At 42.4% G+C, this 13587-nt stretch carries 19 protein-coding genes and 1 pseudogene; 11 read left to right on the top strand and 9 right to left on the bottom strand.

The features are described 5' to 3' along the window. The first annotated feature begins 36 nt into the window (after positions 1-36). Together ACXAH2_RS11175 and ACXAH2_RS11170 are read left to right on the top strand one after the other, a co-directional pair. Positions 37-867 (top strand): AraC family transcriptional regulator, encoded by an 831-nt coding sequence (locus ACXAH2_RS11175; RefSeq protein WP_475078539.1) that lies wholly within the window; start codon positions 37-39, stop codon positions 865-867. Between the two features lie 52 nt (positions 868-919). After that, complete coding sequence (locus ACXAH2_RS11170; protein ID WP_475078538.1) at positions 920-1498, top strand: LysE family translocator; 579 nt, start codon at positions 920-922, stop codon at positions 1496-1498. Between the two features lie 42 nt (positions 1499-1540). Here ACXAH2_RS11170 and ACXAH2_RS11165 read toward each other — a convergent pair whose 3' ends face one another. Next, positions 1541-2059, bottom strand: a complete 519-nt coding sequence (locus ACXAH2_RS11165; protein WP_475078537.1) for a glycine cleavage system transcriptional repressor — start codon at positions 2057-2059, stop codon at positions 1541-1543. Between the two features lie 514 nt (positions 2060-2573). Between ACXAH2_RS11165 and ACXAH2_RS11160 the strand changes: the two genes are divergently transcribed. Beyond that, on the top strand, positions 2574-3212 hold the full coding sequence (locus ACXAH2_RS11160) for an NAD(P)H-dependent oxidoreductase (protein ID WP_475078536.1): 639 nt from the start codon (positions 2574-2576) through the stop codon (positions 3210-3212). Between the two features lie 168 nt (positions 3213-3380). After that, positions 3381-3920, top strand: coding sequence for a DUF3750 domain-containing protein (locus ACXAH2_RS11155; RefSeq protein ID WP_475078534.1), 540 nt, complete (start codon positions 3381-3383; stop codon positions 3918-3920). Between the two features lie 47 nt (positions 3921-3967). Here the strand turns inward: ACXAH2_RS11155 and ACXAH2_RS11150 are convergent, their stop codons facing one another. From ACXAH2_RS11150 to prlC, 3 genes and pseudogenes are all read right to left on the bottom strand, one after another. Next, on the bottom strand, positions 3968-4228 hold the full coding sequence (locus tag ACXAH2_RS11150; protein ID WP_475078533.1) for a YheV family putative zinc ribbon protein: 261 nt from the start codon (positions 4226-4228) through the stop codon (positions 3968-3970). A gap of 9 nt (positions 4229-4237) precedes the next feature. Beyond that, positions 4238-4306: pseudogene (locus ACXAH2_RS11145) on the bottom strand (YheV family putative metal-binding protein); the annotation flags it as partial. 82 nt (positions 4307-4388) lie between these two features. Beyond that, positions 4389-6416: an oligopeptidase A gene (gene prlC / locus ACXAH2_RS11140; RefSeq protein WP_475078531.1), complete on the bottom strand. Its 2028-nt coding sequence runs from the start codon at positions 6414-6416 to the stop codon at positions 4389-4391. A gap of 179 nt (positions 6417-6595) precedes the next feature. Between prlC and ACXAH2_RS11135 the strand changes: the two genes are divergently transcribed. The 7 genes from ACXAH2_RS11135 to ACXAH2_RS11105 all read left to right on the top strand — a co-directional run bounded on the left by ACXAH2_RS11135 (position 6596) and on the right by ACXAH2_RS11105 (position 10551). Next, positions 6596-7141, top strand: a complete 546-nt coding sequence (locus ACXAH2_RS11135; RefSeq protein ID WP_475078530.1) for a gamma carbonic anhydrase family protein — start codon at positions 6596-6598, stop codon at positions 7139-7141. A 66-nt stretch (positions 7142-7207) separates the two neighbouring features. Further along, the gene (locus ACXAH2_RS11130) at positions 7208-7840 is read left to right on the top strand and encodes an RNA polymerase factor sigma-70 (RefSeq protein ID WP_475078529.1); all 633 of its coding nucleotides are present in this window, start codon (positions 7208-7210) and stop codon (positions 7838-7840) included. Next, on the top strand, positions 7840-8034 hold the full coding sequence (locus tag ACXAH2_RS11125; RefSeq protein WP_475078528.1) for a zf-HC2 domain-containing protein: 195 nt from the start codon (positions 7840-7842) through the stop codon (positions 8032-8034). The genes ACXAH2_RS11130 and ACXAH2_RS11125 overlap by 1 nt, the downstream gene beginning before the upstream one ends. A 101-nt stretch (positions 8035-8135) precedes the next feature. Further along, positions 8136-8411, top strand: a complete 276-nt coding sequence (locus ACXAH2_RS11120; protein ID WP_475078527.1) for a BufA1 family periplasmic bufferin-type metallophore — start codon at positions 8136-8138, stop codon at positions 8409-8411. A gap of 11 nt (positions 8412-8422) precedes the next feature. Further along, positions 8423-9331, top strand: a complete 909-nt coding sequence (bufB, locus tag ACXAH2_RS11115) for an MNIO family bufferin maturase (RefSeq protein WP_475078526.1) — start codon at positions 8423-8425, stop codon at positions 9329-9331. Further along, positions 9321-10070: an HvfC/BufC family peptide modification chaperone gene (locus ACXAH2_RS11110; RefSeq protein WP_475078525.1), complete on the top strand. Its 750-nt coding sequence runs from the start codon at positions 9321-9323 to the stop codon at positions 10068-10070. The genes bufB and ACXAH2_RS11110 overlap by 11 nt, the downstream gene beginning before the upstream one ends. A 13-nt stretch (positions 10071-10083) precedes the next feature. Beyond that, positions 10084-10551 carry a DoxX family protein gene (locus ACXAH2_RS11105; RefSeq protein ID WP_475078524.1) on the top strand — a complete coding sequence of 156 codons (468 nt, stop codon included), beginning with the start codon at positions 10084-10086 and terminating at the stop codon, positions 10549-10551. Positions 10552-10574: 23 nt separating this feature from the next. Here the strand turns inward: ACXAH2_RS11105 and ACXAH2_RS11100 are convergent, their stop codons facing one another. From ACXAH2_RS11100 to ACXAH2_RS11080, 5 genes are all read right to left on the bottom strand, one after another. Continuing rightward, positions 10575-11168, bottom strand: a complete 594-nt coding sequence (locus ACXAH2_RS11100; RefSeq protein WP_475078694.1) for a biliverdin-producing heme oxygenase — start codon at positions 11166-11168, stop codon at positions 10575-10577. Between the two features lie 95 nt (positions 11169-11263). Next, positions 11264-11668, bottom strand: a complete 405-nt coding sequence (locus ACXAH2_RS11095; RefSeq protein WP_475078523.1) for a YbaN family protein — start codon at positions 11666-11668, stop codon at positions 11264-11266. After that, on the bottom strand, positions 11661-12137 hold the full coding sequence (locus ACXAH2_RS11090) for a pilus assembly protein (protein ID WP_475078522.1): 477 nt from the start codon (positions 12135-12137) through the stop codon (positions 11661-11663). The genes ACXAH2_RS11095 and ACXAH2_RS11090 overlap by 8 nt, the downstream gene beginning before the upstream one ends. A gap of 83 nt (positions 12138-12220) precedes the next feature. Beyond that, on the bottom strand, positions 12221-12703 hold the full coding sequence (locus ACXAH2_RS11085; RefSeq protein WP_475078521.1) for a TadE/TadG family type IV pilus assembly protein: 483 nt from the start codon (positions 12701-12703) through the stop codon (positions 12221-12223). Positions 12704-12705: 2 nt separating this feature from the next. Then, a complete protein-coding gene (locus ACXAH2_RS11080; protein ID WP_475078519.1) occupies positions 12706-13584 on the bottom strand; it encodes a tetratricopeptide repeat protein in 879 nt (292 codons plus the stop codon). Positions 13585-13587 lie beyond the last annotated feature (3 nt).

Genomic DNA, 13587 nt, shown 5'->3' with positions numbered 1-13587 from the left:
CTAAACTCTATTCTGTACTAAACCAAGGTGAATATGATGGCAGCAACCAATAATCACTTCCAATTTGCGAAAAGCCATTTGAACGATGAAGTAATTTTGCTGAACGCCGCCATGAATGATTTCTCCTATGGCACTCACGCCCATGAAGAGTTTTCCTTTGGTATTACTTTGTCCGGTCGCCAAGACTTTTTCGCTTTAGGCGAACATCATAAAAGCCACCCAGGTAATGTCATTGTCTTCAATCCAGATGACGCACACGACGGACATTCTGGCGGCGACGAGACACTAGAATATAAAATGCTTTATGTTCACCCAGATCAATTAACGCCCATGTTAGAAAGCGCAGGCATTCCTTCTGCACAGCATTTTCGCATCAAACAGTGTGTACAAAACAATCAACCACTAAGACATCAGATTCTGCATCTGTCTCACTTAGTCGAAGCCAAAAATACCTCAGCCATACAATACACTTCTGCTCTTTTTGACTTTGCTGAGTTACTTGCTCAACAGCAAGGAATAGAAAAAAGCAAAGGCCCACACAGAAAAGACGCTTTATTTGAGCAGGTGAGAGACTACCTTCATAGTCAACTAACGGGAGACATTTCATTAGACGAACTGAGCAAGATGGTGCATCTTTCCAAATACCATTTTCTTCGTTGTTTCCGTGATTATTTTGGTATGACGCCTCATAAGTATTGGCAAAACTATCGTCTAAACCAAGCCAGAAAAGCCATAGCATCGGGAATGCCAATTGCCGATGCCATGTATCATTTTGGTTTTAGCGATTTAAGCTACTTCAATCGCTGCTTCAAACCAAGCTTTGGTACAACACCGTCACGCTACCGGAACAATTTGCTCGCCAACTAACCGGTTCCCAACATCATTTCTTTTTTTATCAAGGTCAATTTGAGGGATTATTATGCTCGAAATAATCGTTTTCGCCTTCACCATTATGTACACACCTGGGCCGGTAAACTTTATTGCGCTTTTTGCTGGAGTCAATAATCAGGGATGGCAGGCATTCCGCTTTAGTCTGGGTGTGAGCTCAGCCATGTTTCTTTTATTTCTCATACTAGGTTACTTGGGCAGTGAGCTGGTTACGCCCACAGTACAAAAAATAATTGCCGTTTCTGGCGGCCTCTACATAGGGTATTTGGCCCTAAAAATTCTTTACGCGAGTCGTCATTTTAGTCTAAAGACACAAGACGCTACTCTGCTGGACTTTAAGATGGGGTTTGTCTTACAAGCTTGCAATCCAAAGGGGTTGGTGGTCATTGTGCCCATTACCACTGTGCTGTTCCCCCAAGCTGACATCACAGGCAAGGCAATATTCGTTTGGAGTATGATTCTCGCAGGCATGGCATGCGGCGCGCCCAGTTTATACATGCTAATAGGTTCTAAAATGAAACGCTTCGCCACCGACCCAAAACGTATGAATTGGCTCAATCGCCTTATGGCATTATTACTCTTAATCGTCGCTGTTGATTTTATTGTTTAAACCAACAGCGAGATAAAATTGAAAAGGGGAACCTCGCTATCATTAACCAAACTGATTAACGGATAATTCCACCATTAAATCGCTGCTGATGTTTTCCAATACCGCTTCCAATTCGATCAAGGGCAAACTTGCCGGAACAGACAACACCATCTCAGCTTTGAATAGCATTTCAGAACTCATTGGCGCGGGCTCACAACTTGTAGTCAATTCATTCACATTGACCATTAAGGAATGCAATACTTGGGATACTTCTTTAACGATACCGGGACGATCATTGCCCACTACTGAAAGCGATAAAGTAGAAGATTCTGAACCACTGGCTTGCGCCGTTTCCACTCGTACATATAAGCCAATTTGTTCAAGACTTTGTAACGCGGAAATCATATTAGCTTGCTCAGCCAATGGCACGGAAACCGTCAAAATGCCGGCAAATTTATCCGCTAAATGCGCCATACGGCTTTCTAACCAATTGCCCTGATGCCGAGCGATCACTTCCGATAAACGTTCGACGATTCCAGGCTTATCTTCTCCAATAAAACTTAATACAAGATGATGCGACATAATTTTCTCCAAATAGACTAATCCTGCTCATTCAGATTAGTCCTTATAGAATAGGTAAAAATCTGAATGACGCTATTATTTTGCAGGTATTTTCGGGCTTCGATGATAATAACAAGCACCAATCCCTACCCTATTAGATAATTCTTTATCACTAACTAATCTTGTGCAGTAGGTTACAACCAACCACCAATAAGCGAAATCACTGCGCCACCAAACCACAAACGATCATTAGGATTGACAAGAGAACGAAACCTATTAGCCAAACATAACTCCTTAGTCACTCATTGTTAAAAAAAATAGCATACTGATTAGCAGATCATACTCCGCTTTATAAAAAAGAGGTCACCATAAAAAACCATCATTCTCTTTTACGATTTTCTTAACAGCTTTGATGACTAGGATAACCAAATGATCGCTGAAACTTCCACACTTTGTTCATAAAGCACATCTTGTAGTTGTGCCAATTTGGACTCATATTCTTGTGTATTCAAAACTCTCTTGATAAGGATTCCTTATGTCAAACCTGTTAGACAAATTGAACTGGCGCTATGCGACCAAAAAAATGGACCCAAGCAAAGCGGTTGAGCAAGAAAAAGTCGATCGTATTTTGGAAGCTATTCGTCTCACTGCAACCTCTAGCGGACTGCAACCTTACGAAGTCATTGTAGTAACCAATAAAGCATTGCGTGAACAAATCGTGCCACATGCCTGGAACCAAGCGCAGATTACCGATGGTTCGCACCTTTTGGTTTTCGCGGCTTGGGACAATTACACAGAAGAACGCATCAACAACATGTTTGATCTGGTCAACGATGAACGTGGCTTCAAGAACGAAGGCTGGGAAAACTACCGCCAAATGTTATTAAGTACTTACCCACCACGTGATGCAGAAACCAATTACCAACATGCTGCTCGCCAAGCCTACATTGGTCTTGGAACCGCGTTAATCGCGGCCGCAGAAGAAGGTGTCGACAGCACACCAATGGAAGGTTTCGACCCAGCTAAGGTGGATGAAATTCTGGGCCTAACTGAACGCGGCCTGCGCTCTGTCGTCTTGTTACCTTTAGGATATCGTGCAGCAGAAGGTGACTGGCTCAAAGATCTGAAGAAAGTTCGTCGTGCAAAACAAAACTTCGTTACGGAAATGAACTAACTCGGTATTTCCAACCTATTCAAGACCGCTTTGTTGTGAAGTGGCTGTTCTACCACGCCGACCCAAAAGTCGGCGTTTTTGTTATAGATAGCACACACTATTTAAGGAACTCTGCGCTACGAAACGACTCTATTAAAAAGCAACTCGACGCCTTGCAAGGAGACTATTATGATGAAGCAATTTGGTTTATTCGTACTCGCCAGTTTGGTCAGCGCCTGTTCCAGCGACGGTTGGCGTACTGCCAGTCGTGAACCCGCCGGCATTGCTCCTTCTCCAGAAATCCAAAAAGACGCCGTCATCGAAGTCTATGCCGCCGATGCTTACAGTTGGCGTGGTTGGTTCGCCGTTCACACTTGGATTGCCACCAAAGAAAAGAATGCTGACCGCTACAAGGTATATGAAGTGGTAGGCTGGCGAGTAAATCGCGGTTTACCCGCACTCACCGAATACTACACACCAACACCAGACCGTTATTGGTTTGGCGCCAAACCTGAGAAACTCTTATCGATACAAGGTGAACAGGCTCATACTCTTATCCCACACATTGCTGAGGCAGTGCGCACATACCCTTGGAAAGACGAATACAAGGTATTTCCAGGCCCAAATAGCAATACCTTTCCCGCTTGGATTGGCCAGCAAGTTCCAGAACTTGGTCTCAAACTGCCCTTTAGTGCCATCGGCAGTGGTTATGCTGACAATACGCCATAAAAAAATGGACTCAATTGAAGTCCATTTTTCGCGCACCTAAGCACTGACTAATGTTTAGTATCGCCCGGATTTGGAATGAAGTTAATCACCATTTCTTCTGCCTGTGGGGCACTGCTGTGCGGTTGATTCACTCGCGTAGGTAATTCTGGCGCTTGTGCCTGAACATTGGTGGATTGCTCGTCCTGATAACCACATGCCACACATTCTCTATGTTGTTTCTCAGCATCATCATCACGCCAAGCACGAATTTTATCCATTTCATTGCAACGCGGGCAAACGGCACCTGCAATAAAGCGTTTTACTGTCATCTTGTATCCTCATTCGAGCCGCCAAGCACGAATTTTAGCCATTTCATTACAGCGCGGACAAACGAAACCTGCAATAAAGCATTTTAACTGTCATCATGTATCCTGTTTCAAGCCGCCAAGCTCAGCGCTTAGGCGACTCAATGCTGCATTATTTTAACGGTTACGCGGCAATCCCACTATGACGCAGCAAAGCCTCGGTGCTAGGCTCACGACCACGGAAGGCCACAAACAACTCAGCAGCTGGTCGCGAGCCGCCATTGGCCAATATGGTATCACGGAAGTGCGCACCCGTATCTTGGTTAAAGATGCCATCTTCTTCAAATTTAGAGAAGGCATCGGCCGACAAGACTTCTGCCCATTTGTAACTGTAATAACCTGCGGCATAACCACCCGCAAAAATATGCGAGAAGCTATTTTGGAAGCGGTTAAATTCGGGCGGAATCACCACTGCAACAGCATCACGGACTTGATTCAATACGGCTTGAACAGAAACGCCTGCCTGATAGTCTTTGTGCAATGTAAAATCAAACAGTGAAAACTCCAACTGACGTACCATTTGCATGGCCGATTGGAAGTTTTTCGCGGCCAACATTTTATCCAACATGTCTTGTGGTAATGCCTCTCCCGTTTCATGATGGCCTGCAATGTAAGCCAGCGCCTCTGGTTCATAACACCAGTTTTCCATAAATTGACTAGGCAATTCCACAGCATCCCATGCCACACCATTGATACCTGATACGGCCGATTCTTCCACTTGGGTCAGCATGTGATGCAAACCGTGACCAAATTCATGGAACAAGGTAGTCACTTCATCATGGGTAAGCAAAGCAGGCTGTTCACCAATTGGTGGCGTAAAATTACATACCAAGTAGGCCACAGGTAATTGCAAGCGCGCGTCACTTAAGCGACGACGAGTCCGACAAGCATCCATCCAAGCCCCACCACGTTTGCCTTCACGGGCATAAGGGTCCAAGTAGAAACGCGCAATGTCGGTTCCTTCAATACTGATGGTGAAAAGTTTGACGTCCTGGTGATAGCGATCAAATTCTTGCTCTTCACGAATGTCTACCGCGAATAACGTTTGTGCCACGTGAAACAATCCGGACAACACCTTATTTATTGGGAAATAAGGACGCAACGTTTCTTGGGAAATACTGTACTTATGTTGACGCAGTTTTTCTGCGTAATACATCATGTCCCAAGCGTTTAACCTCTCTACACCATTCTCTTGTTTAGCAAAGGTTTGTAGGTTAGCCAAATCTTGCTCAGCAGCTGGCTTAGACTTTTTCGCCAAGTCTTTCAAGAAATCGATTACTTGCTGGCCATTGTCTGCCATCTTAGTGGCAACCGATAATTCTGCGTAATTTTCAAAGCCTAAAATTTCCGCCATCTCATGACGTAAAGCCAGAATCTCATCGATCAATGGTGCGTTATCATAACTCACATCCGCTTGGTCGGACGCACGGGTAGCAAAGGCGCGATACATTTCCTCGCGCAAGACGGCATTATCTGAATAACTCATGACAGGCAAATAAGAAGGGAAATCTAAGGTAAACAACCAGCCTTCTTGCTCCTTAGCCTGCGCCATTTGTTTGGCTTGCGCTAAAGCAGATTCAGGCAAGCCCGCCAACTCGGTTTCGTCTGTGATGAGTTTGCTCCAAGCTTGAGTGGCGTCTAATACGTTTTCACTGAACTGGCTACTCAGCTCAGACAAACGCTGGCTGATCTCGCCGTAACGTTTTTTTGCTTCGCCTTGGAGCCCTACGCCTGACAATTCGAAATCGCGCACAGCGTGTTTGAGCGTTTCTTGCTGAGCGGCAGACAAATTGGCTGCTTCAGGACTGTCTGCTAAGGTTTTATACGCTTGATATAAGGCCTTGTTTTGCCCCAATTCTGTGTAGTATTGCGTCAATTTAGGTAGACAAGCATTGTAGGCTGCACGCAATTCTGGGGTATTTTGCACCGCATTCAAGTGACTGACTGGCGACCAAAAATTACTCAAATCATCGTCCAGCTGATCCAGAGGTAACACCAAGCTCTGCCAAGTAGGCTCACTGTTGTCCGCCACACAGGCTGCTATTTGAGTTCGATTGTTCTCTAATATAGCATCCAGATCCGCTTCTATTTGACTTACCTCTACCGCAGAAAAACTCGGCAAGCTGGTCGCATCCCATACAGATTGAGACATATCGTGGTATCCTTTTTTAGCAAAAAATTAACAGCTTGGCGCGCTGATTGCTTTTAGTCGCCAAGCCAAAATAAAAGACTACCTAATAAGATAAGTGGTCTTTACCGTTTTTCAATGCATGAAAGACTATTGTCTTAATAGTTACCTTTATGAAAAAAGCCATCATTAGGAGCATCCACATGATAATGAAGTCATTTCGGGGCAATACACCACAATTTGGGGAACGAGTTTGGGTCGATGATCAAGCCGTGATTATTGGCGATGTCTTTATCGATGACGACAGTTCTGTGTGGCCTTTAGTGGCCATTCGTGGCGACATGCATCGCATCCGTATTGGCAAACGCACCAGCATTCAAGACAATTCCTGTCTGCACATTACCCATGCCAGTAGCTACAAACCCGAAGGCTATCCTCTCACCATTGGTGATGATGTCACCGTAGGTCATATGGCCATGTTGCACGGCTGTACTGTTGGCAATCGAGTTTTGGTTGGCATGGGCACGACGATTTTAGACGGTGCGATTATTGAGGATGAAGTCATTATTGGCGCAGGTTCGTTGGTGCCGCCAGGCAAGCGTTTGGAGTCAGGCTATATGTACATGGGATCACCGGTGAAACAAATTCGTCCGCTTGATGTCAAAGAAATCGAGTATTTCCAATACGCTGGCTTAAATTACGTTAAATTAAAAGATGAGTATTTGGCCGAAGCGGCGGAAAGCGATTGATGAATTCGCTAAACTTGTAAGAAATGTGAACTGATTACGTCTAACAGATAAGGAAAAGAGGTTGAAATGATTGAGGCAAATCCTTCGTTAAGTGCATCAGAAGCGCCAAATGCAGCGTTATTTTATGACCCAGAATTCATGGAAACGTTACGTAGTCAAATGCTGAAATTCGCTACGTTACAGGTTCAGGATGAACAGTTAGCAGAAGACGCAGTGCAAGAAGCCATGCTATCTGCTTACCAAAACATCGATAAATTTGGTCGTCAGGCAGCACTAAAAACATGGGTATTTTCCATTCTAAAAAACAAACTCATTGATCTGTTGCGAAAGGAAAAACGTATTACTGTCGCCAGTCAGCTCGAAAATGGACCAAATTTGCATGGTGATGCTCTTATGGATCATTTGTTCAAAGAAAACGGGCATTGGCAAAAAAGTGAACGTCCGCAGAAATGGGACGATCCAGATCATGGTGTGGAAAACGAGCATTTTTGGCGAATTTTCGACGCTTGTCTAACCGCACTACCGGAAAAATATGGACGTTTTTTTATGATGCGTGAGTTTTTAGAAATGGATACACCGGAAATCTGTCACAACGAAGACATTAGTGTCTCTAGTCTCAACGTCACCTTGTACCGTGCTCGCTTACGCTTGCGTGAGTGTTTAGAAGATAATTGGTATCAGACACAGGAATCTGAATAATGCTGAATTGCAAAGAGGCGACACAACTTTTGTCGGAAAAACTCGACCGACCATTAGGTACCAAAGAAAAGGTCATGCTGGGCGTTCACACCGCCATGTGCTCATCTTGCAAAGAGTTTGGCAAGCAGATGGAAGACATTCGTGGCCTCGCCAAACAGTACTCTAAAGGCAAGCAAACCGAAGAAAAAAAATAATTTTGTATTTTGACTGTAAGAAATGAAAAGCCGTCTACGTCAAAATACTGTAACCCAAAGACAATATGTCTTTTTAATCCAACACAATGAGGCTTTACACAATGAAAAATTCAACTGCTACTCTATCGGTTGCTCTAGGCACTGCAATTGCACTATCTGCTGTGGCTATGCCAGCGCAAGCAGCTAGTAAGGAAAAATGCTACGGCGTAGCACTTGCAGGACAAAATGACTGCGCGGCTGGCCCTGGTACTTCTTGTGCCGGTACTTCTAAAACAGATTACCAATCCAATGCTTGGAAATTAGTACCAGCGGGATCTTGCACAGACATGGCGTCAAAAACGTCGCCAACGGGTTTCGGTCAGTTAAAAGCGTTTTAATCGCTCGAACCATGTCACATTTCTTATCCAATAAGAGCAAAGCAAAACAAGGAGCCGACATCACAGCTTCTTGTTTTGCTTCCCATACTGGCATCAGCCTAAAACCCGCCTATTACGAAGCCATACTGCAACAACATCCAAAAATCGGCTTTTTTGAAGTTCATGCGGAAAATTACCTGAGTAAAGGCGGTCCTGCTGCCTATTATTTACGCCAGATACGTAAAGATTACGATATCACGGTACATGGTGTAGGTTTATCGATTGGCGGCGAGCAACAGCTCGATCTTAACCATTTAGACAAAGTGGCAAATCTCGTCGATGACATTCAGCCAGTATACTTTTCTGAGCATTTGGCTTGGTCCAGCCATCAACAAAATTTTTACAACGACTTGTTACCAGTACGCTATGACAAAGCCAATCTACAAAGAGTTTGTCAGCACATTGAGCAGGTACAAGAGCGCATGCAACGGCAGATTCTGATTGAAAACCCCTCCACTTATTTAACCTTTATCAACAATGAAATGAGTGAAATCGACTTCATCAGCACCATGGTTAAACACACCGGCTGTGGATTATTATTGGACATTAACAACGTTGAAGTGTCCTGCTTTAATCAAGCAAGTTCGCCAACAGATTATTTAGATGCTTTTCCAATGGAAGCGGTCAAACAAATTCATTTAGCTGGTCATACCTTAGATGACAACCCCCAAGTACCGCTAAAAATCGACAGCCATGATGAAGCTGTGAGTAATGATGTCTGGTCACTGTATCAGTATGCTTTACAACGTATGGGGGACTGCCCAACTTTAATTGAACGTGATGGCAACTTACCTAAACTGACCGAACTCATGGCGGAAGCTCAATTTGCCGATCATATTCGCTCTCGCCTTAGCCAGGGGGAAACGAGTCATGCAAGCTGACTTTATTCAAGCAATTTTAACGCAAGACGCTACCTCGCTTCAGCCCTATTTAAATGGCAACCCAGACGACAACGCGATACGTTTTAAGGTATATCAGAATAACATCTTTGTTTCCCTGCAAGATGCATTAAGTGACATTTTTCCGCTAACACTTAAGCTAGTCGGTAGCGATTTTTTCCGAGCGATGGCTAGGACCTACTTGCTAAAACACCCTCCAAATACACCAATTATCAGTGAATATGGCGCTTCATTTGCTGAATTTATTGCAGATTTTGAGCCTGCGAAAAATTTAGGCTTCTTGGCACCAATGGCAAGCTTAGAGTATCAATTATTGCAACTCACCAATGCCGAAGAGTGTGCGCCGCTCGACCATCAAACTATTACGTCTTTCTTAGAACAAACGGTCCATCCCGAACAGATTTGTATTGAGTTAACCATCAACACCCAACTCTTGCATGCACCGTTTGCACTTGGCTCTCTTTTTCTTGCCTGCCAGCAAGACACCCCATTAAATACCATAGAAATGGATAAAAGTGAGTATTTACTTCTTCACAAGTCATTTATTTACGGTAAGATGAATATTATTAGTTTTGAAGAAGCTAGCTTTATTAAGGCTTTACAAAATAAGTTACCTTTGTCACAAGCCATACCAGAATCAGACGAATTTGACTTAGGCCAAACACTTGCCAAACTGATTGAATGGCAATTAATTACCAATCTCACTTTGGACACCAACTAAAAGAGGCACTGCAATGCTATCAAGAATGATGGACTCCCTAGATGGGATTTTTAGACAGATCCCTGAATCTCTTACCTTGTTCATTGCACGATTTTCTCTCGCAGCAGTATTTTGGTTATCAGCGCAAACCAAAGTAGATGGCTTCGCCATCAATCTGATCAATATGACTTTTCATCTAGATTGGCCAAAAATTACTGATGCAACGTACTTCCTATTTGAATACGAATACAATTTACCTTTACTGCCTCCAACCATCGCTGCGGTAATAGCTACCTTTGCTGAACACATCTTGGCCGTTTTAATATTATTGGGCTTTCTCACCCGTTATGCCGCTTTTGGCCTCGCCATCATGACACTGGTGATTCAGATTTTTGTTTATCCAGACGCTTACGCCACCCACGGTGTTTGGCTCGCCATCTGTTTGCTCTTAATGAGTAAAGGCGGTGGTAACTTGTCAGTAGATCATTTGATTGGACGCTAAGAAAGCCCCCTTTATAACGATTATTAAGAGGCCACTTGATGAGCCAACTCTTTTAATGTTTTTTTATAGAAAGCAAAAGCATCAATAGCGCCTTTTACCGCCGCTTGCTGCTGTTCCTCAGTCAAAATTAGGGCATCCAACTGTGCAACAAATTTTCGCCAGTGCGGCGCTCTGCCTTCTGGATGGGCTGCTAAGTGTTTAGCTCCGTACTCGGCATCAAAGTTGAGTTTCTGGGTTTCTTTATATAAAAAGGCGGCGCCTATATTAGAGCCTTCGGCACAATACAACCAACCAATCGCTTGGAAAAGATTAGGGACGGTCGCAATTTGATCTGGCGAGACATTTGACTCTAGTTGTAAATCTTTTAGATCAGATTCAACCGCAGACAATCTAGGCAATTCAGCTAAGCCAGGAAACCAACTTTGTAATTCAGAACTTTGATATAAAGGTGCCACAGTCATGTGAAATATATGCTGTAAGCACAAAAATTTAGCGTAGTTTTCTGTATTTGCAAAAGGTTCTGATTGCATAACAAGTCGGTCAACACTATCGTGGTTAGCTCTAGTAGAAAACTTTAAACGCTTTGCGAAAGTGATATTTTCTGATGTTTCATTCATAACTTCCATAATAAACCTCGGCATTATTCTATATGAACAGAATAAAAAACCGCATTTAAAATAGCCATAAGCATTACATTAAAATAAGTTCATATTTAGTATCCTTTCACCTTTGTTGGGCGCGACCAAACCCAAATAAAACTAAAAAAAAGACCTACTACAGCAAACCAAGTAATATAATTATTTAGTTCACTATAAAAAATAAAAAACAGGCAAGCCAACATACTGAATGAAGAAATCAGCTTATTTCCAAATGAAATCACCTTACCATTATTCCAGTTATATAACACAGGGCCTGTTAAACGATTAGTATGTAGGAAGCGGTGAATTTTAGGGGAACCTTTTGAAGAAGCCCATGCGCAAAGCAGTACAAATTCAGTCGCAGGGAAGCCTGGTGTAATAACACCAAAAATAGCCAAACCCAAGCTAAAAAAAGCAACTATTTTATAAATAAATAGCTTACTCTTAATAAATACTTTTCCTTTATCTGCTTTATCCATCGTATTCAACACCAACTTCTTTAGATAAGTCTTGATCTAATTTAATGTCATGATACATCAAGCGATTTATAGAAATACTTTCCAGTAATTTATTACCTAATAAACCACTATTCATTATCAAATCATCAGAATATCTACAAAGCTGAACGACCAACAAAGATATATTATCAATGTCTTCATCTTCTTCAGGCATAGAAGCGGAATAAGCATTATTACTACTTAACTGTGTACACTCTTCTGCTAGATCGCCTCGATTAATAGGTTGCCATTCCATTGATCTATCGAGATTAACTTTAGAAACAACCAAACCGTATTCTCCTCGTATTTGTGTCTCCAGAGCTTGCTCTACCAGATAGTTAAAACTATTTATATTCCACTCTTGTTGATTGGACAGTATTGAAGCAAGATTATGAGAAGATTCCTCTACGATACCTCTCATTTGATTGATGTTGTATAAGTCTGCACTCATTAGAACAACGCCAATCAATATTGGTAAAGACAAAGCAAACTGAGTGAAGGCATTCCCATTCTGGTTTTTTATAAAATGCGATATCATTTCGCAGTCTCTCCCATCAGATCCCCTAATACATGACGGTACTCATGTTGAAAAGAGTTCCCTAGGCCAAAGAAACTGGGTAGCGGTGTGATAAACTCTTCATTCAAAAAAATGATAAAGTTTAAAACGGGTAACGAGTAGTAGTTTTCTTCTGAGTCATAAACGCCGGAAAATTCATTTAAGTTAGAAAATTTTTGCAGCTCCACATCAATATTATCAATATCAATAAAGCCAAACGAATTATCGATAATATTGACTCTAACCTCATCTTTAATATCTTCTTCATCCGATAAAGAAAAACTGGCGTTTTCACGAAAACCCTGCACACTTTTTTCAATAGACACATCCACTAAGGTTATTAATAAAGCAATTCTAGCCAGCTCAAAAAACATCATTATAATGAATAAAATCACCGGGAAAATAAGTGCTATTTCAACGGATACAACACCAACTCTTTCTCTTAGAAAGTGGCTTTTCATTCTCATTCCTCACTACTCTTAAGCTGCACCGGAGAGTTCGTTAAAGCCACTATTTCACTGGTAAGACTGGCACCATTTACAATACGCTTTTGCGATGCCGAATAACGATCTAGAATTTTTTCAGTGTTATTCTTTGGAATGACCTCCAACAATACTTCTCTTGCCATATCCTCTCGTTGCTCATAGACATAAGCTAATGCAAGATTTAGTCGTTCCGTAATAGTAATACTCTGACCCCTGGATTTTAGTAAGCTTATTGCCTTTTGATATTGACCGTCAGAAAGCCAAATCAAAGCTAGGTTATTATTTATCAATTGACTCGAAGGGGATAATTTCTGGGCCGTCTTTAAATAAAATAATGCCAACGAGACATCACCTTGCATATTAGCGATAACGCCCAAACCATTTAACGCAACAACACTGTTCGCATTCTGTTGCAATGCACATTGAAAATACGCTTCAGCTTGATCCAATTCTGCCAACTCTAAATAAGCACGAGCTAAGCCAACACATATGGCTTGCTGCTGCTCTGAAGTCTGTTTTTCAGGTAAGGCTTGTTGGGCTCTTTGGTACAGAGAAATCGTTTCATTAGCAGTTAAAACTGAGGCAGATAAACTGGCGTATTCAAGTACATAGGCTCCTTTTAAAAAGCCTTTATCATCCATGCTTTTATAAACTTCATATGCCGCTTTATAACGTCCATTATCACGCAAAATATGAGCTAATTTTAGCGCCTCATCAGCATTATCAAACTCTTGAGGAGCTGCGTCGACCACCGGCACGCCATCTTTAATGACTTGACTGCTGCACCCCACCAGAAAAGAAAACATGACCATAAAACTAATAACACGTAACAATGCGTCTCTTTTATTCCACCCCATCAC

It is taken from the genome of Marinomonas sp. ABL3_031 (genome assembly GCF_056161265.1).
Note: the sequence above shows the minus strand (reverse complement) of the source record. Positions and strands in the feature narration are given on the sequence as shown.